General features: G+C 64.7%; 19 protein-coding genes. 16 read left to right on the forward strand and 3 right to left on the reverse strand.

Annotated elements, in window-relative coordinates; all coding sequences use genetic code 11:
• Positions 1-98: 98 nt before the first annotated feature.
• Both RBB18_RS08855 and RBB18_RS08860 read right to left on the reverse strand, forming a co-directional pair.
• The gene (locus RBB18_RS08855; protein ID WP_306110900.1) at positions 99-1,091 is read right to left on the reverse strand and encodes a GAF domain-containing protein; all 993 of its coding nucleotides are present in this window, start codon (positions 1,089-1,091) and stop codon (positions 99-101) included.
• Positions 1,092-1,134: 43 nt separating this feature from the next.
• A complete protein-coding gene (locus tag RBB18_RS08860) occupies positions 1,135-2,025 on the reverse strand; it encodes a cation diffusion facilitator family transporter (protein ID WP_306110901.1) in 891 nt (296 codons plus the stop codon).
• Between the two features lie 214 nt (positions 2,026-2,239).
• On the opposite strand from RBB18_RS08860, the gene rpmI reads away from it, so the two are divergent.
• Both rpmI and rplT read left to right on the forward strand, forming a co-directional pair.
• A complete protein-coding gene (gene rpmI / locus RBB18_RS08865) occupies positions 2,240-2,440 on the forward strand; it encodes a 50S ribosomal protein L35 (protein WP_103763596.1) in 201 nt (66 codons plus the stop codon).
• A gap of 12 nt (positions 2,441-2,452) precedes the next feature.
• Positions 2,453-2,818 (forward strand): 50S ribosomal protein L20, encoded by a 366-nt coding sequence (gene rplT, locus RBB18_RS08870; RefSeq protein ID WP_103763595.1) that lies wholly within the window; start codon positions 2,453-2,455, stop codon positions 2,816-2,818.
• 333 nt (positions 2,819-3,151) lie between these two features.
• Here rplT and RBB18_RS08875 read toward each other — a convergent pair whose 3' ends face one another.
• Complete coding sequence (locus RBB18_RS08875) at positions 3,152-3,832, reverse strand: hypothetical protein (protein WP_306110902.1); 681 nt, start codon at positions 3,830-3,832, stop codon at positions 3,152-3,154.
• Positions 3,833-4,084: 252 nt separating this feature from the next.
• Here RBB18_RS08875 and RBB18_RS08880 point away from each other — a divergent pair, with 252 nt between their 5' ends.
• The 14 genes from RBB18_RS08880 to RBB18_RS08945 all read left to right on the forward strand — a co-directional run.
• Positions 4,085-4,978, forward strand: coding sequence for a fatty acid desaturase family protein (locus tag RBB18_RS08880; RefSeq protein ID WP_274593657.1), 894 nt, complete (start codon positions 4,085-4,087; stop codon positions 4,976-4,978).
• A gap of 178 nt (positions 4,979-5,156) precedes the next feature.
• Positions 5,157-6,230: a phenylalanine--tRNA ligase subunit alpha gene (gene pheS, locus RBB18_RS08885; RefSeq protein WP_306110903.1), complete on the forward strand. Its 1,074-nt coding sequence runs from the start codon at positions 5,157-5,159 to the stop codon at positions 6,228-6,230.
• A complete protein-coding gene (locus tag RBB18_RS08890) occupies positions 6,164-6,676 on the forward strand; it encodes a hypothetical protein (RefSeq protein WP_306110904.1) in 513 nt (170 codons plus the stop codon). Before pheS ends, RBB18_RS08890 begins: the two co-directional genes overlap by 67 nt.
• A gap of 56 nt (positions 6,677-6,732) precedes the next feature.
• Entirely contained in the window at positions 6,733-7,149 is a 417-nt protein-coding gene (locus RBB18_RS08895) for a BLUF domain-containing protein (protein WP_306110905.1), read from the forward strand.
• 70 nt (positions 7,150-7,219) lie between these two features.
• Positions 7,220-7,498 carry a YrhK family protein gene (locus tag RBB18_RS08900; protein ID WP_274593658.1) on the forward strand — a complete coding sequence of 93 codons (279 nt, stop codon included), beginning with the start codon at positions 7,220-7,222 and terminating at the stop codon, positions 7,496-7,498.
• A 120-nt stretch (positions 7,499-7,618) separates the two neighbouring features.
• Entirely contained in the window at positions 7,619-8,551 is a 933-nt protein-coding gene (locus tag RBB18_RS08905; protein WP_274593659.1) for a dimethylarginine dimethylaminohydrolase family protein, read from the forward strand.
• Positions 8,552-8,666: 115 nt separating this feature from the next.
• Positions 8,667-10,043: a hypothetical protein gene (locus tag RBB18_RS08910; RefSeq protein ID WP_306110906.1), complete on the forward strand. Its 1,377-nt coding sequence runs from the start codon at positions 8,667-8,669 to the stop codon at positions 10,041-10,043.
• Between the two features lie 84 nt (positions 10,044-10,127).
• Positions 10,128-11,414: an ABC transporter substrate-binding protein gene (locus RBB18_RS08915; RefSeq protein ID WP_103763586.1), complete on the forward strand. Its 1,287-nt coding sequence runs from the start codon at positions 10,128-10,130 to the stop codon at positions 11,412-11,414.
• 38 nt (positions 11,415-11,452) lie between these two features.
• Entirely contained in the window at positions 11,453-12,379 is a 927-nt protein-coding gene (locus RBB18_RS08920) for a branched-chain amino acid ABC transporter permease (protein ID WP_103763585.1), read from the forward strand.
• 2 nt (positions 12,380-12,381) lie between these two features.
• The gene (locus RBB18_RS08925) at positions 12,382-13,320 is read left to right on the forward strand and encodes a branched-chain amino acid ABC transporter permease (protein ID WP_371931614.1); all 939 of its coding nucleotides are present in this window, start codon (positions 12,382-12,384) and stop codon (positions 13,318-13,320) included.
• Positions 13,317-14,024 (forward strand): ABC transporter ATP-binding protein, encoded by a 708-nt coding sequence (locus tag RBB18_RS08930; RefSeq protein ID WP_211286146.1) that lies wholly within the window; start codon positions 13,317-13,319, stop codon positions 14,022-14,024. The genes RBB18_RS08925 and RBB18_RS08930 overlap by 4 nt, the downstream gene beginning before the upstream one ends.
• Positions 14,024-14,719: an ABC transporter ATP-binding protein gene (locus tag RBB18_RS08935; RefSeq protein ID WP_103763688.1), complete on the forward strand. Its 696-nt coding sequence runs from the start codon at positions 14,024-14,026 to the stop codon at positions 14,717-14,719. Before RBB18_RS08930 ends, RBB18_RS08935 begins: the two co-directional genes overlap by 1 nt.
• 133 nt (positions 14,720-14,852) lie before the next feature.
• Complete coding sequence (locus tag RBB18_RS08940) at positions 14,853-15,704, forward strand: xanthine dehydrogenase family protein subunit M (RefSeq protein ID WP_306110907.1); 852 nt, start codon at positions 14,853-14,855, stop codon at positions 15,702-15,704.
• Positions 15,701-18,248, forward strand: a 2,548-nt coding sequence (locus tag RBB18_RS08945) for a molybdopterin-dependent oxidoreductase (protein ID WP_306121244.1), incomplete at its 3' end; no start/stop codon positions are given. The genes RBB18_RS08940 and RBB18_RS08945, both read left to right, overlap by 4 nt.

Consider the following 18,248-nt stretch of genomic DNA (forward strand, 5'->3'; position numbering starts at 1 on the left):
GAAGTCGTGAGGACAGGGGTGCCGTGTGCGAGGCGATTCGTCAGGAGGGGGTCAAACGGTGATAGGGCGCTTGTGTCTCAGAACTGAGACAGGTGCGGTCAGGTGTCGTCCAGACCCAGCCGTTTCATGCGGCGATAGAGGGTGGCGCGGCCTATTCCCAGAGCGCGGGCGGCCTCGGACACGTTGCCATTGGCACGGGTCAGGGCGCGGACGACGGCGGCGCGCTCGGCCTTCTCGAAGCCGCGGGGGCCGTCCTCGCGCCCGAAGATGTCCGATGCCGGACGCGGCGTGAAGGTGCCGCTGGGCGAGAGGCCAAGCGCCTTGCGGGCCTCGCGGGTGGCACCCACCACGATGTCGTCGGCATCCACGGCCAAGAGGGTCGCCGCGCCGCCGTCGGCCGAATCGGCGACGACGATGCGGGCCTTGGGATAGGAGGCGCGGAAGAAATCCGCCTCGATCGCGTGGGCAGTCTGGTCGACCATGGCGGCGATCAAACGGTTATAGGCCTCGGTCTGGTCGACGCGCGCCGAGGAGACATCGAGCGCGGCCAGAAGTCCGCCATCGGGGCCGAAGATCGGCGCATCCATGCAGCTCATGCCGATGTTGCGGGCAAGGAAGTGATCGTCGCGGTGTATGGTGATGCGGCGCTTCTCGGTCAGGCAGGTGCCGATCCCGTTGGTGCCCTCGGCGGCCTCGCTCCAGTCGGCGCCGACGGTCAGGCCCCAGTCCTCGAAGGTCGTACGGTCGCCGTCGGAACAGCGCTGGTCGAGGATGATGCCGCTTTCATCGGTCAGGAGCACGCCGCAGCCGGAAAGGCCGACAAGGCCGAAGAGCTGATCGAGCTTGGGGGCGGCGATGGTCATGAAGCGGTCGAGCCGTGCGCGGCTTTCGTCCACGACGCTGTGATCGACGCGCTGGCCCTGCGCGGGGGCAGCGGGATCCAGTCCGTGCCGCTCCATCGAGCGGTGCCACGAGGCCGCCAGCGCCGAGCGCGCGGCGGCAGAGGGCGAATTGACCGCGCTCACGACCTTGTCGATATGGGTTTTCTTGTCCAGCGTGCCTGTCCTCCCGTTCCGCGATGTTAGGGGCAACGGGGATTTCGCGCAAATGGCACGTCTGGCGTGCCTGCCCCAGTCAGTCCAGAACGACGATGCCGGAATGCTTCTGCTTGTGCTCGGGTTCGACATGGATCGTGATCCGCGCACCCTCGACCGCCTCTTTCAGCGCGGCCTCGACCCGGTCGCAGATCTCGTGCGCGTCGAAGACGGTGGTCTCTCCGGGCACAACGAGGTGAAAGTCGATGAAGGTCGCCTGCCCGGCATGGCGGGTGCGCAGGTCGTGGGCCTCGACCGCGCCGCCGGCCTGGGTCGCGATGATCTCGCGCACGGTGTCCAGGGTTTCCTGCGAGACGGCCTCGTCCATCAGGCCGCTGAGCGATTCGCGCACCACCTTGGAGCCGGACCACAGGATGTTGACCGCGACGATGGCCGCCATGATCGGATCGAGCACCCACCAACCCGTGACCAGGGCCATGAGGACGCCGAGCGCGACGCCGGCGGAGGTGACGACGTCGGTCAGCAGGTGCTTGCCATCGGCCACCAGCGCCGGCGAGCGGTTGAGGCGCCCGCGGCTGATCAGCACCCAGGCCCAGAGCGCGTTGATCATGGTGGCGGCGCCGTTGATCAGAAGCCCCTCGATCGGCAGGTCCAGCGCCACGGGGTTGAGAAAGCCGTGGTAGGCTTCGCGCAGGATCACCAGCGCGGCGATGATGATCATGATGCCTTCGAGCACGGCGCTGAAGAACTCGGCCTTGTGATGGCCGTAAGGGTGCGAGGAATCGGCCGGGCGCGCCGCGACGCGAATGGCGATGAGCGCCGCGATGGCCGTGGCCACGTTGACGGTGCTTTCCAGGGCGTCGGACAGAAGGGCGATGGAGCCTGTCAGCCACCAGGCAAGGGTTTTGATCGCGAGGACGAGCGCGCCGACGAAAATGCTTCCGATGGCGAGCCGGAGAGTGGTGGACACGGGGCGTCTCCCTAGGCTGGGAAAATCCGGTCTAGCCCTGCCCGTGACGGTTGGCAAGCGCCCGTCATGCGGCAGGGGTCCCTGACGACTGATCCGGCGGCAAACGCCCCTTGCTTTATGTACGCTGTCGTCCTATACGGCGCTCTCATTCGCGCGGCCGGCCGAAGTGGCATGCCGAGTCGCGCATAAGACCGACCATCAAGAGGAGCCGGAAATGCCCAAGATGAAGACGAAATCGAGCTGCAAGAAGCGGTTCAAGGTGACGGCCAAGGGCCGCGTGGTGGCTGGCCAGGCCGGCAAGCGCCACGGCATGATCAAACGCACCAACAAGTTCATCCGCAACGCGCGTGGCACCACGACGCTTTGCAAGGCTGATGAAGGTATCATCAAGCCGATGATGCCTTACGCACGCTGAGGAGTTTGAGACATGGCAAGAGTCAAAGGTGGGACAGTCACCCACGCCCGTCACAAGAAAGTCACCACAGCCGCGAAAGGCTATTACGGTCGCCGCAAGAACACCTTCAAGGTGGCGGCGCAGGCCGTGGACAAGGCCAACCAGTACGCGACGCGCGACCGCAAGAACCGCAAGCGGAATTTCCGCGCGCTGTGGATCCAGCGGATCAACGCCGCCGTGCGCGCCCATGACGAATCGCTGACCTATTCGCGTTTCATCAACGGCCTGTCGCTGGCCGGTGTCGAAGTGGACCGCAAGGTCCTGGCCGATCTGGCCGTGCACGAACCCGCCGCATTCGGCGCCATCGTGGAACAGGCAAAAGGCGCGCTGACCGCGTAAGCCTGCCGTTCGAGGGACAAGAAAATGAGCGCCGTCGGGAACGCCCGGCGGCGTTTTTCTTTGTGCCGTATCCGTTAACAATTTCCTAAAATTTGCCATACTCTCCCCGCAAAGATGTGCGATGCCTTTTGACACAACGGTTCGAAAAGGACGGAAAACCAAGAGGCAGAAACATGGTACGCACCATCGTGCAGACCCGCGACGGGCAATCCGAATTGAGTGAAAAGGCCAAGCGGCTGCTGGCGGCGCATGACCGCGAAGTGCGCGCATTGCGCAGCAAGTCAGCGGCCTGATTTCCACTGGCCCGGTACGCGGCGGGCGCGTAATTGCGGCTCAGGTGGCGGCAGACCGTTCGAACCTGGCGGTGTTGGCCGGCGCCAGAAAGATCGACGTGGTCAGCAGGCTGAAGACGAATTCGTACACCTCCCATTGGCGGGGGATCTCGACCACCAGCATTACCACGCTGGCGATAACGCCCATGATTCCGTGACGCCATGACGGCACCGGCCATGCCAGACGGTCCGCAATGTGCGTGACAAGGCGGGATTTGCCATAAAGTGCCGGCAATGCCAGCAGGTAGAGCAGGATCGCGATGGTCAGCCCGCTGCCGAACACCGTCTTGGTCAGCTGCTTGCCGCCCACCACGATGTTGTGCAGCGTGATCTCATCCTGGAAGTTGACCTCGCGGAGGGAGTCGGGCGTCTCCAGCCCCAGGATGCGTTGACCCCAGGATATCTCTTCGCCCGTGCCGAAAACGAAAATCAGCGCGTAGATCGACAGGCAGACCCCGGCAAGCGCCTGGCCTTTCCGGAACTGGCGCGCGGATTGCCACGCCAGCACCAGCGCCGACACGAACAGCATGACGGCAGTGCCGTACTCGACGGGGCCGTCCTCGATGGCGAAGCCAGTGGCGAACTGAATGTCGAAGCCCAGTATCCAGTAGACCAACGTAAAGAGAAGGCTGGCGTTCATGAGCCCGAAAAGGAACTGGTCCACGGGGGAAAGATTGTTCATGGGGATCTGCTATTGTTGAGTAAAAAGCTTGCCCGCCTGCGCTATGGTTCGTCGTTGGGGGTGTCAAGTAACCCGTGCGTGAGCGGGCGCCGGCGCTCTCCCCTTGCCGGAGCGCGACGGGCTGCCTAAAGCGTTCCGCTCTTAACCCGAGGCATCAGCAAAAGGCGGAACGCGTGCAACGACTGAGCGGAGCACTGCGTTTCGTGAAAATCTGTGATTCAGGTTTTTCGCGAAACGCTTTAGGCTTTTCGCATGGATCACCGGGAGTTCATCGCCGCCTTGCCGCGAGACAAATTGGCCGGGCTGGCCGAGGCCGAGAATGCGCCCGGCCTGTTCCGATTGGCGCTGCATTTCGGGCTGATCGTGCTGTTCGGTGTCTGGATCGGGCTGGGCGGGCCGCTGTGGTGGGCGCTGCTGATCCCGCAGGGAATCGCGATCTGTTTCCTGTTCACGCTGGAGCATGAGGCGACGCACAAGACGCCGTTTCGAACGCTATGGCTGAATGAATGGGTCGGGCGGGTTTGTGGCCTGCTGATCGTGCAGCCATTCGAGTGGTTCCGGTATTTTCACCTGGCGCACCACCGGCACACCAACATCCCCGGCAAGGACCCCGAGCTTTTGGCCGGGGCGAAGCCCGAGAGTTGGCGCGCGTATGTGTGGCATGTGACCGGTCTGCCGTTCTGGTGGGCCATGATCGGGCAGACCCTGCGCAATGCGGTGGGCGGTGATCCGGGCGATTACGTGCCAGAGCGCGCGCGGCCGCGCGTGGTGAGGGAGGCACGGGTGATGCTGACGATCTATGCGCTGGCGTTTTCAAGCCTGCCGGTGACGCCGGTGCTGTTCTGGGCCTGGATCTTCCCCGCGTTGCTTGGTCAGCCTTTCCTGCGGCTCTACCTGCTGGCGGAACACGGGCGCTGCGCCTTCGTCGCGGACATGTTCCGGAACACCCGGACGACCTACACAAATCGCCTCGTGCGGTTCCTGGCGTGGAACATGCCCTATCACACAGAGCATCATGCCCTGCCGCAGGTGCCGTTTCACCGGCTGCCGGAATTGCACGGGATGATGCAGGGCCATCACGGTGTCACGTCAGAGGGCTATGCTGCCTTCAACAGAGACTACACAAGCGGTTTTCGTAAGAGCTGATGGAACGGATGCCCGAGGAAATGGCCCGCCAGATCAGGCCGGGGCAGGAGCCGGACCCGGACCTGATGCGGCGGATAGTAGAGCTGTACCGGCCCTGAGGCGCGGGGCGGAGGCTTGTCTTGCGCAATCGCGTCAGGCGGGGTAACCCCGGCCCGATGGATTTGGCCGGACAGACGACATGGATGACCTGAGAGACAAGTACCTGAAAGCCATTGCCGGGGCCGGTGACGAGGCCGCGCTGGAGGATTTGCGCGTGCAGGCCGTCGGCAAGAAGGGCGAGGTCGCGCTGAAGATGCGCGAACTGGGCAAGATGACGCCCGAAGAGCGGCAGGAGATGGGGCCCAAGCTGAACGCGCTAAAGGACGAGATCAACAGCGCGCTGGCGGCCAAGAAGGTGGCGCTGGCGGATTCCGCGCTGGACGAACGGCTGCGCGGCGAATGGCTGGACGTGACCTTGCCGGGGCGGCCACGGCGCGAGGGCACCATTCACCCGATCAGCCAGGTGACCGAGGAAGTCACGGCGATCTTCGCGGACATGGGCTTTGCCGTGGCAGAGGGGCCGCAGATCGAAAGCGACTGGTACAATTTCGACGCGCTGAACATCCCCAGCCACCACCCGGCGCGGGCCGAGATGGACACGTTCTATACCCACCGCGCGGAAGGCGACGACCGCCCGCCGCATGTGCTGCGCACGCATACCAGCCCGGTGCAGATCCGCGCGATGCAGGCGCAGGGCGCGCCGATCCGGGTGATCGCGCCGGGGCGGGTGTATCGCGCCGACTATGACCAGACGCACACGCCGATGTTCCACCAGGTCGAGGGCTTGGCCATCGACAAGGACATCAGCATGGCGAACCTGAAATGGGTTCTGGAAGAGTTCGTGAAGGCGTTCTTCGAGGTCGACGAGGTCGAACTGCGGTTCCGCGCGTCGCATTTCCCGTTCACCGAGCCGTCGGCGGAAGTCGATATCCGGTGTTCGTGGGAGGGCGGCACGCTGAAGATCGGGGAAGGCGACGACTGGCTGGAAATCCTCGGGTCCGGCATGGTGCATCCGCATGTGTTGCGTTCGGGCGGGATCGACCCGGACGAGTGGCAGGGCTTTGCATTCGGCATGGGGATCGACCGGATCGCGATGCTGAAATATGGCATCCCGGACCTGCGGGCGTTCTTCGACAGTGATCTGCGGTGGCTGCGGCACTACGGGTTTGCGGCGCTGGACGTGCCGACGCTGCATGGGGGCTTGAGCCGCTGAGCGTCGGGCAGGGCATTCTTGCGCTTCTTTGCGTGATTGCGGCGCTGCTGGCCTATATCGCGGTCAAGGTCACGCGGGCGTTTCGGCGGCTGACTGAGGCGCGGATCAGGCTCTATTCCGAGCATTTGACCCAATTGCATAAGATGGCGCACGCCCTGTATCATGGGCAGGATCTGCCGGAGCGTGCGCCGGGGGAGGGCAAGGCGATTGACGTGATCGCGTCGGTCGCGGTGATGCGGGCCAGCACGGAGGCCTTTGAGGCGGTGCTGGCGTATCACCATGCCAGGAGCGAAGGCCAAGGCGCGGCGCGGATCGAGGCGGCGAAACAGGCGCTGGAGGCAAAGCTGGTCGAGCTGAACGTGAAGATGCGCGACGACCTGAAGCTGAATCGTGGCGCGGGGCAGTTTCCCAATGCCGAGGTGTTTCGGGCAAAGCGCGGCGCGTGAGGCGCGTGGACAGTTGTGATGCTGTCGCCTAGGCTGTGCGGGAAAGGAGCCCCGCCATGGCGCTCACCCAGTTGATCTATGCCTCCCGCCCCTTCGGATATGACGACGCGATGCTGGCCGGTATCCTGCTGGATGCGCGGCGGTGCAATGAACGCGATGATATCACCGGGGCGCTGATCTGTCGGGCGGATCGGTACCTGCAATTGCTGGAAGGGCCGGACAAGGCCGTTCGGGACTGTTACGCCCGGATAAGACAGGATGACCGCCACTTGGAGCCGCGCAAGCTGATGGAGCGGACGATCCGGACACGGCTGTTTCCGGCCTGGGCGATGCGGGATGACCCGGCGCAATCCTGGGTCTGGAGCCGCGAGGCGGTGCGCGCGGGCGCGGTGGAGCGGGCGACCGAGGACGAGGTTCTGGGCTTTTTCAATCGGCTGGCGGCGGATGGCGTTGTGCCTTTTCCGCAGGATTAGGGTCTGAGTCTTGCCAAACGTGCGAGCTTGCTTTTTCTAGGGCGCGACTGTCGAACCCCGGAGGCACCCCATGCAGATGTTCAAGGACAAGCGCCACGTCAGCGCCGAGACACAGCGGCTTTACGCGGTATTCGAGCTGTTGCACACGCTGGCGGATTTCGTCGCGGCGTTCTCGTTCCTGATCGGGTCGATCCTGTTTCTGTGGAAAGAGACGGAGACCGCGGCGATCTGGTTGTTTATCGTGGGCTCGGTGTTCTTCTGCCTGAAACCGACGCTGAAGCTGATCCGGGAGGTGAAGCTGGCGTCGATCGGGGATACCGAGGACCTGGCGGAGCGGTACGAGCCTTAGGGTTTTGTCCCTGCGATGGCTTCATTTTGCGCAATGGACAATGGCCACGGCGGCGGTGGCGCGGTCGCGCTTGACTTGGGCGCGGCATCGGCTCAGCCTTTCGCGCAAAGGAGAGTCCACATGAAAGATCAACCGGCAGACAATTTCACTCTGCGCGCGCGGCGCGAGGGCGGTGGCACGCCCAGGCTGAACGACTGGGGTGCGGATAGCGATTATGGCACGTTGCGATCGGTCCTGCTGGGGCCGATCGAGAATTACCGATGGCTGAAGACATCCTCGGTGAGCAAGAAGACGCTGCGGCGGGGGATCGAATTCGACCCTAACATTGCGAAAAAACAGCATGCCGAGATGGTGAGCGCCTATGAAAGTGCGGGCGTCGCGGTGCACACGCACGTGCCGGACCCGGAGCTGCCCTACCAGGTCTATGCTCGGGACAGTTCGGTCATGACGCCCTATGGCGCGATCATCACGCATATGTCGCAATACTGGCGCCGGGGCGAGAATTTCCGGGCGATCGAGACCTACCAGGGTCTTGGGGTTCCGATTTACGATTTCGTCACGGCGGGCACCTTCGAGGGGGGCGATTTCAACGTGATCGAGCCGGGCTGCGTCCTGATCGGTTGGGAAGGCGAGGAAGGCCGGACCATGGAGCAGGGCGCACGCCAGGTGGCGTCGTGGATGGAGGCCGAGGGCTGGGAAGTGAAGCTGGCCGATATCGACCCGTTTTATGTGCATATCGACCTGATGGTGGTGATGCTGGCGCCGAAGTTGGCTGCTGTCTGCACTGACTGCACCGATCCCGAGATCGTGGACTGGCTGCGGGCGAAGAATATCGAGATCGTCGAGGTGCCGTTCCAGGAAACGATCGCGCTGGGCTGCAACGTGGTGGCGCTGGGGCAGGACCGGGTGCTGTTGCCGGAAGGGTCGAAAACGCTGAAAGAGAAGCTGAGGGCGCTGGGATTCGAGATTTTTGACCCGGACCTGAGCATGATCACCCAAGGGGGCGGCGGCGTGCATTGCATGTGCCAGAGCCTGATCCGCGACCCGGGGTGACCTGAATGAGTGGCTGCGCCACGCTCGATTCGTGGGAGGAGGGGCCAGCCCCTCACGTTGAAACTGCGTTTCAACGCTCACCCCGGGGTATTTTGGGCCAGAAGAAGAGATCGTGATGCGCGGATTGCTGGTTTGCCTCGTCCTGTTCTGGGGCGGGATGGCATCGGCGCATGCGTCGGAGCAGAGCTTTGTGTTGTTGCTGCCGACGGATGTCTACATCTCGGCGGGGGTGGCGAGTGTTGTCCTGACGGTGCTGCTGCTGGCGGTGTTGCCGGCGCGGGCGGGGGAGGCGGTGTTTTCGCCGGTGCCGTTGGTGCGGCGGCCGCGCTGGGCATGGCGGCATGCGACAAGTCTGCTGGCGACCGGGGTGCTGACCTTTGCTGTTTGGCAGGGCTTTGCAGGGCCGCGCACGCCGATGGAAAACCCGATGCCGCTTTTGCTGTGGACGGTGTGGTGGGTGGCGTTGGTGAGTCTGCAAGGGCTTTTCGGCAATCACTGGCGCTGGACGAACCCCTGGACGGGGGTGGTCTCGGTTTTGGCGCGGTGGACCGGGATCAGGCCCTTGATGCGGTACCCGCGCAGGTGGGGATACTGGCCTGCTGTGGGTCTTTTCCTGGTCTTTGCTGCGTTCCTCTTGTGCGATCCGGCGCCGGCCGATCCGGCGCGACTGGCCAGTGTCGTGGGGCTTTACTGGTACGCGGTGCTGTTCGGGGTGCTGCTGTTCGGGCCGGCGTTCCTGCTGCGGGGCGAGATGGTGACGGTGATGATGCGGGCCTATGGGCGCATGGGGGTGCTTGCCCCGGTGCGCGGGCGCCTGGCGCTGGGCTTGTGGGGGTGGCAGGGCGTGATGCGGCGGGCGCCGCCCTTGGCCTTGGCCGTTTTGATGGTGCTGCTGCTCGGGACGGGCAGTTTCGACGGGCTGAACGAGACCTTCTGGTGGATGGGTGTGATCGGGGTCAACCCGCTGGAGTTTCCGGGGCGGTCGGCGGTGGTGGTCCCGAACCTGATCGGGCTGGTGGTGGCGAATCTTGGGCTGTTGACGGTTTTCGCGGCTTGCCTGTGGCTGGGGGAGCGGATCGCCGGGACGGGGCGGCGCCTGCGTGCGGCGTTTTGCCTTTTCGCGCCGTCGATCCTGCCGATCGCGTTGGGCTATCACGTGGCGCATTACTTGCCGACGTTTCTTGTGGAGGTTCAGTACGTGGTGCAGATGCTGGACGATCCGCTGTCCAGTGGCGCCCATTTTCTGGGCATGGACGGGTTTTACGTGACCACCGGGTTCTTCAATACGCAGGATACCGTGCGGCGGATCTGGCTGAGCCAGGCCGGGGCCGTGGTGGTGGGGCATGTCGTTGCGATCCTGATGGCGCATGCACTGGCCATGCGGGACCGGGCCGATCGGCGGCGGGCCGTGCTGGGGCAGGCGCCGCTGGCGGTGTTCATGGTGGCCTACACGTTCTTCGGGTTGTGGCTTCTGGCGTCGCCACGGGGGTAAGGCGCTGGTTTAAAACGCTGGACAAACCGGGGCAGGCTTCGCAGGATCGGGCCAATCCATATCGAGAAACAGGGAGAGGTCGTGATGACCAATCAGAAAAAGGCCACGTCGCGCCGTGGCGCGCTGAAGACATTGGCCGGGGCCGCCGCCGGAGCCGCGAGCCTTCCGCTTTGGGCGCGGTATGCGCAGGCGCAAAGCTCGGAGCCGATCAAGATCGGGTTTCAGCAGCACAGCACCGGCATCGGCGCCGCCTATGGGCGCTGGTACGGGCGCACCACCGAGGCGGCGGTCAAGCTGATCAACGATGGCGGCGGGATCAATGGCCGGATGATCGAGCTGATTGCAGAGGATGACGGCACGGACCCCAAGCGCGGCGCCGAGGTGGTGGAGAAATTCGCCAACCAGCATGGCTGTGACGTGGGTTTCGGCACGCTGTTTTCGCATGTTGTGATCGGGTCCGCGCCACGGGCTGGCGAGTTGAAGCTGCCCTATTTCGTGGTATCGGAAGGGCACCACGTGGCGAGCGGAATGCTGAACCGCTATACGCTGCAACCCGGCATCACCGATGTGAAGAGCCAGGTGCAGGCAATGGCGCCCTACGTGTCGGAGAACCTTGGCAAGAAGGTCACGATGATTTTCCCCGATTTCGCATTCGGCCACGATCACCGGGATTTCTTTTCCGCCGCGATCAAGGAGCAGGGGGGCGAGGTGCTGGAGCAGATCGCGATTCCGCCGAGCGAGACGAGCTTTACCAAGTATTTCCCGCAGATTCCGCGCGATACCGAGGTGCTGTATCATGTGATGGTCGGCCCTGCGGTGCTGACATTCGTGAAGGAGCTGGGCGAATTCTTCGGCGACCAGGGGCCGGAGATCTTTGGCTTTATCGACAGCCTGGAGGCGGTGGATATTTCCAGCCCGGGCCTGGAGTTTCTGGAAGGGACGTATTTCTGGGAAGGGATGCCGCGTTACGCGCAGGAGGATCAAAGCGAGCACGAGAAGTTCTATCGCGAGGCGGTGGGCGTGGACGAGAACGGCGCGTCGGTCAACGACCCGAGCGACGTGTCGACCTATGCGCATATGTTCGGCTGCTGGGAGACGCTGCACGTCATCAAGGCCGGGATGGAGGCGTCGGGCTATGCCGGGCCGCTGGACCGCGCCAAGCTGATCGAGGCGGTCGAGGCGATGGGCGAGATGCCCGAAAGCCAGGCGCATCCGCAGGGGGCCAAGCGGTTCAACGGCAAGACGCACCAGGTGTTCGGGCATCAGCATATCAGCCGGGTCGAAAACGGGCGGCTGGTGCGCGTGCACACGACGTCGATCGACGACACGCTGTATCCGGACGAGGTGGATTACACCACGCAGCCGCTTTGACGCCCTGCGCGGCGGGCCGGGGCGTGTGACCTGACCTGATGGAATTCGGACCTCATCTTATCCTCGCCACGCTGGAAGGCGCGGTGACGGCGGCGGTGCTGGCGCTGACCGCCGTCGGCCTGAGCCTTGTCTTTGGCGTGATGCGGGTGGTGAACATCGCGCATGGCGAATTCTACATGCTGGGTGCGGTGATCGCCTGGTACGTGGCGCAGATGGTGGGCGGGCATCCGGCGCTGGGGTTTGTTGCCGCGCTGGTGATCGCGCCGCTGGTCGTGGGGGTGCTGGCCGCGGCGGCGGATGTGACCATACTTAAGCGTATTGAGTATGATCCCGAGCGGACGATCGTGGCGACGATCGGCTTGCTTTATATCATCCAGCAACTGACGTTGATGACCTATGGCCCCGAAGCGAGGCCTGTGGAGGCGCCGTTTAATACAAGGGTCGAGCTGCCGTGGTTCGACTGGTTCGAGACGCTGTTCGGCATGGCGCAGCCGTGGGGGTGGAGCATCACGTCCTACAAGCTGTTCGTGATCTTCGCCGCGGGCGCGGTGCTGTGCGGGGTCTGGGCGATGATGGCGCGCACGAAGATCGGCCTGTTGATGCGCGCCACGCAGGCGGATCGGGACATGGCGCTGGCCTTTGGCATCCCGGTGGAGCGGGTTTATGCGCTTGTTTTCGGGATCGGCGCGGCGCTTGCAGCTTTGGGCGCGGTACTGATCGTGCCGATCCAGCAGGCGCATTACCTGATGGGGGTCGAGCCGTTGCTGCTGGCCTTTATCGTGGTGATCATCGGGGGGCTGGGGAGCCTTCCGGGCACGGTATTGGCCGCCTTGTTCATTGGGTTGAGCGACGGGATTATCTCGGTCTTCTTCTCGCCAACGCTGGCGAAAATTCTCGCGACGTTGCTGGTGGGGCTGGTTCTGGTATTCCGGCCGCAGGGCCTGTTCGGGACCAGAACGGCATGAACATGGGCGGGCGTGTTCTGGGATTGCATCTGGGCCTGCTGGTGGTGCTGTTCGCGTTGCAGTTCGTGCTGCCGGCGTACCATCACGGGAATATTGCGCGGATCATGGTGCTGGCCAGTTATGCGGTGGGGTATAATATTCTGTTTGGCTACACGGGGCTGTTGAGCCTTGGGCACGCCTTGTTCTTTGCGGCTGGCATGTACGGGATGGGGCTGACCATTCAGCACGCTGGGTTCACGCCTGCGCCCGCGTTGATCGTGGGGATCGTGGCGGGGTCGCTGGTGGCTGGCGGGCTGGCGCTGTTGGCGCTGCGCACGGCGGGCGTGGCGTTCATGATCGTGACGCTGATGTTCGCGCAGGCGGGGTACCTGACGATCCTCTACTTTGGAGAATACACGCGCGGCGACGAGGGGTTCGTGATCCAACAGGCGCAAAGGGTGCTGTGGGGGATCGACCTGAGCGACCCGACTGCGCGGTATTTCGCGGCATGGGGGCTGTTTTCGGTCTGCTTCCTGCTGTCGCTGTGGCTGGTGCAAAGCCGGTTCGGGCGAACACTCATTGCCATCCGCGAGAACGAGGAGCGGGTGCGGATGTTGGGCTACGATACCTACGCGCACAAGCTGGGAGCCATGGTGGTGTCGGGCACGATCTCGGCCGCCGCGGGGGCGTTCTATGGGCTGCTGTTCGGCTATGCCGGGGCGACATTCGGCTCGGTGCAGTATTCGATCTTTCCGCTCTTGTGGGTTCTTTTGGGCGGTGCGGGCACGGTGCTGGGGCCGTTCGTGGGCACGCTCTTCATGTTCTACCTGATCGACCTCAGTTCCGGCGTGACCTCGGCCTACATGCTGATCGCGGGCGTGGCGCTGGTGGCGCTGACGCTGTTCGCGCCGCAGGGCCTGACCGGGGAAGTGCGCCGGCGGCTGTGGAAAGGGTTGCCGTGATGCTGCTCAAGGTGCGGGGATTGTCCAAGTCGTTCGACGGGTTGCAGGCGGTCACGGATGTGGATTTTGACCTGCCACAAGGCGAGGTGCGGGCGCTGATCGGGCCCAACGGGGCGGGCAAGACGACGCTGGTGGGGATGATCTGTGGACGTATCTCGCCGACATCGGGGACGGTGACGTTCGATGGTGAAGACATCACCCGGTTGCCCGCGCACAAGCGCATTATGAAGGGGATGGCGTACACGTTCCAGATTACCTCGATCTTTCCGCGTCTGCCGGTGAAGGAGAACGTGGCGCTGGCTGCAAGGCGGCGGTTGCACGGCAACGCAGTGGGCACCGCCACGGCGGAGGCTCTGGGCCGCGTCGGGCTGGAAGCACAGGCGGACGAGGACGCCGGGAACCTCAGCTACGGGCACCAGCGGCTGCTTGAGATCGCTATGGGTTTGGTGCAGGTGCCGCGACTGCTGATCCTGGACGAGCCGACGCAGGGTCTTTCGGAAGGGGAGATCGACGCGTTCAAGGCGTTGATCCGCGCGTTGGCAGGGGAGACGACGATCCTGCTGATCGAACACAACATGAAAGTGGTGATGGAGACCGCCGACACGGTCAGTGTGTTGAACTTCGGAGAGATGCTGGCCGAGGGCACGCCGCAGCAGATCCACGAGAATGCCGACGTGCAGGCGGCCTATCTGGGGACCGGATGATGCTGGAACTGCAAGGGGTCAATTCGGGGTATGGCGCGGCACAGGTGTTGCGCGATCTGTCCTTGCGGGTCGAGGCGGGCGAGATTCTGTGCCTGCTGGGTCGCAACGGTGCCGGCAAGACCACCACGATGCAGACGATCATGGGGCTGTTGCCGCTGATGTCCGGGCGGATCACGCTGGATGGGCAGGATCTCGGCAGCCTGCCCGCCCACGAGGTGCCGCGCGCGGGCATCGGGTATATCCCGCAGGGGCGTCGGCTGTTTGCCGGCCTCAGCGTGGCGCAGAACCTTGAGATCGGGTTGCAGGTGCGCGGCGCGGGCAAGGATGTTCTGGACGAGGTGCTGGACCTCTTTCCCCGGTTGCGGGAGCGGATGGACCAGCCGGCGCAGACCCTGTCGGGCGGAGAGCAGCAGATGCTGGCCACGGCGCGGGCGTTGTGCATTCAACCCAAGGCGCTGCTGTTGGACGAACCGACCGAGGGGTTGCAGCCCTCGATGATCGAGGCGATCCGGCAGGTGATCGTCAAGATGCGCGCGCAGGGCGTGGCAATTCTGTTGGTGGAGCAGCGGGTAGATGCGGTTCTGTCGGTGGCCGACCGCGTGGCGTTCATCGAGAACGGACGGAACGGCGAGGTGCTGAGCGCGGAGGCCCTGCGGCAGGATCATTCGATCGTGGACCGCTATGTGGGCGTCTGAAAGGCGGCGCAACATTCCATCGTTGCACGCGTTTCGCCTTTCGCTGATGCCTCGGGTCAAAGGCAAAACGCTTTGAGTTGACAGGACGAAACACCGCGTCGCACGATATCTGCACCCCGACATGGAGAGCGGCGTGACCGGATACACACGGCCCGAAACCCTGGACGACGCGCTGGCGCTGCTGGCGCAGACCGGTGGGCGCGTGGCGGCAGGCTGTACCGATCTTTTCCCGGCAACAGGTGCGCGGGCCTTGCAGGGGCCGGTGGTGGACATCACCGGGCTGGCCGGTTTACGCGGGGTCGCAGTGACCGATGAGGAGCTGCGCATCGGGGCGGCAACGACATGGACGGATATCCTGAAAGCGAAGCTGCCGCCGGCGTGCGACATGCTGAAACAGGCGGCGCGTGAGGTCGGTTCGAGCCAGATCCAGAATGCGGGAACGATCGCGGGCAATCTGTGCAACGCCTCGCCCGCGGCGGACGGGGTGCCGTGCCTGCTGGCGCTCGACGCAGAGGTGGAACTGGTCTCGGGCGAGGGCGTGCGGAGATTGCCATTGAAGGATTTCATTGTCGGGCCGCGCCGCACGGCGCTGACCCCCGGCGAGATCGTTACAAGTGTTCACGTGCCGCGATCGGCGCTGAACGGACGGTCGCGGTTTCTCAAGCTTGGCGCGCGGCGCTACCTGGTGATTTCCATCGCCATGGTCGCGGTGCGGTTGGTCGTGGAAGGTGGGCGCATCAGCGACGTGGCGCTGGCCGTGGGGGCGTGTAGTGCCGTGGCCACGCGGTTGCCGCAGGTAGAGGCTGTGCTGAGGGAGCGTGCGGCAGACCATACGCTTGCGGATGTCATTTCCGAGGATGCCGTTTGCGCGGCCTTGTCGCCGCTGGACGACATGCGGGCGACGGCTGGCTATCGCGGGCACGCGGCGACGGAACTTTTGCGCCGGGCGGTGGCGGATGCGGTCGGCGCAGAGGGTGTGTCGTGAACCGTCCGATGGACACGTGCACGCTGACGGTAAACGGGCAACGCCACGTACTGCCCGCCGATCCGGCGCGGCGATTGTCGGAGGTCCTGCGCGACGGCCTTCGCCTGCGCGGCACGAAGGTGGGCTGTGACGCAGGCGATTGCGGGGCCTGCACCGTGTTGCTGGACGGTGCTCCGGTCTGTGCCTGTCTGACGCCGCTGGGTCAGGCGGCGGGGCGAAAGATCGAGACAATCGAGGGGCAGGCGCACACGCCTTTGCAACAGGCCTTTCTGCGGCACGGGGCGGCGCAATGCGGGATCTGCACACCCGGCATGGTGATGACGGCGGAAGCGTTCCTGCGCGACACGCCGGAGCCCACGCGCGCCGAGGTCGAGGAGGCCCTGGGGGGCGTGCTGTGCCGGTGCACCGGGTACACCAAGATTATCGATGCGGTGCTGGATGCAACTCCCGGCGACGTGGCGCCGATGCCCGACGCCGGAGAGGCCGTTGGCGCGGCCGTCGCAAGACTGGACGGCGTCGCAAAGGTGGACGGGACCGAGGCCTATGGCGCGGATCACGTGCCGGACGGTGCTTTGCTGGTGCGGGCGGTGCGCGCACCATACGCACCTGTATCCTTTCAGTTCGGAGAGGTCGCGGACTGGGCTGCGGCGCGAGGCGTGCAGGTTTTTACGGCGCAGGACATCGCCGGGACCAACCGCTTTGGCGTGATCCCGGCGTTTCGCGACCAGCCGGCGCTGGCGGAGGACCGCGCGCGGCTGGCGGGCGAAGCGGTGGCGCTGATCGCCGGTGAGCCTTCGGTGGTCGAGGCGCTGGACCTGTCGGACTTTCCGATCACGTGGCGCGAGGACCCGGCGGACCGGCCCGTGCACGATGCGCATCCCGACAACCTGTTGATCGCCGGCAAGGTCCGGCGGGGCGCGGCACGGCAAGCGATGCAGGACGCCGCCTTTACCGTCAGTGGCGCGATGCAGACGGGATATGTCGAGCACGCCTATATCGAACCCGAGGCAGGCGTCGCATGGATGGAGGGTGAGAAGCTGGTGATCCGGGCCTGCACGCAGGCGCCCATCATGGATCGCGACGATACCGCCGCGGTGCTGGGCCTGCCGCCGGAGGCCGTGCGGATCATACCGGCGGCCACGGGTGGCGGGTTCGGATCGAAGCTGGACGTGTCCTTGCAGCCGCTGCTGGGTCTGGTGACGCTGATGACCGGACAGCCAGCTCGGATGGTCTATAGCCGGGCCGAAAGCATGGCTGCGACCACCAAGCGGCATCCGTCAGACATGCGCTGCACCCTTGGCGCCGATGCCGACGGGCGGATCGTGGCGATGGAGTTCGACGGAGATTTCAATACGGGGGCGTATGCCAGCTGGGGGCCGACCGTGGCGGGCCGCGTGCCGGTCCACGCCTCGGGGCCCTATTTCATCCCGAATTATCACGCCGAGGCGCGGGCGAATTACAGCTATCAGCCGATCTCCGGCGCGTTCCGGGGCTTTGGCGTGCCGCAGGCGGCGATCATGCAGGAGACGCTGTTCGACGACTTGGCGGGCAAGCTGGGGATGGACCGGCTGGCCTTTCGCAAGCTGAACGCGCTGCGCGACGGGCAGGCGACGGTGTTCGGCCAGACTCTTCATGGTGTGGGAATCGCGGCTTGCCTGGAAGCGCTGGAAGGGCGTTGGACAGATGCGCTGGAAAGGGCCGAGTGGGCCAATGCGGGGGGCGGGAGCGTCCGGCATGGGGTTGGCATCGCCTCCTGCTGGTATGGCTGCGGGAATACGGCGATCGCGAATCCGTCGACTATTCGGATCGGGTTGACGCGCGATGGACGGCTGTGCCTGCACCAGGGGGCGGTGGATATCGGGCAGGGATCGAACACGGTAATCCCGCAGATCGCGGCGGATGCGCTGGGGTTGCCGCTGGCGCAGATGCAGATCATCGGAGCGGATACCGCGCTGACGCCGGATTGCGGGAAAACATCCGGGTCGCGCCAAACCTACGTGACCGGAAGCGCGGCATTGAGGGCCGGGCAGGCATTGCGGGCGCTGATCCTGAAGCAGACGAATATGGGGCCGGAGGCGGTTCTGCACCTTGAGGGCGCCATTCTGCGCGTGAGCGACGGCGCGCGGGAGCAAGTGATTGATCTGGCCACGCTTTCCGAGCAGGCGCATGGCTATGTCCTGTGCGCCGAGGAAAGCTATGATCCGCCGACCCAGCCCTTGGACGAGGACGGGCAGGGGGTTCCATATGCCGTTTATGGCTATGGCGCACAGTTGGTGGAACTGTCGGTGGACATGGGCCTTGGCACGGTGAAGGTGCACAAGGTCACGGCGGCGCATGATCTGGGCCGGGTGATCAACCCGCAGCTGGCCGAAGGGCAGGTCGAGGGCGGTATCGCGCAGGGGCTGGGACTGGCGCTGATGGAGGAATTCATTCCGGGGCGGACGGAGAACCTGCACGATTACCTGATCCCCACGACGGGCGATATGCCGGAGATAGCGACGATTTTCCTAGAGGTGCCGGACCCCGAGGGGCCGATGGGGGCGA

The sequence above is a fragment of the Roseovarius sp. MMSF_3298 genome, assembly GCF_030733705.1.
In the GTDB taxonomy this organism is placed as follows: domain Bacteria; phylum Pseudomonadota; class Alphaproteobacteria; order Rhodobacterales; family Rhodobacteraceae; genus Roseovarius; species Roseovarius confluentis.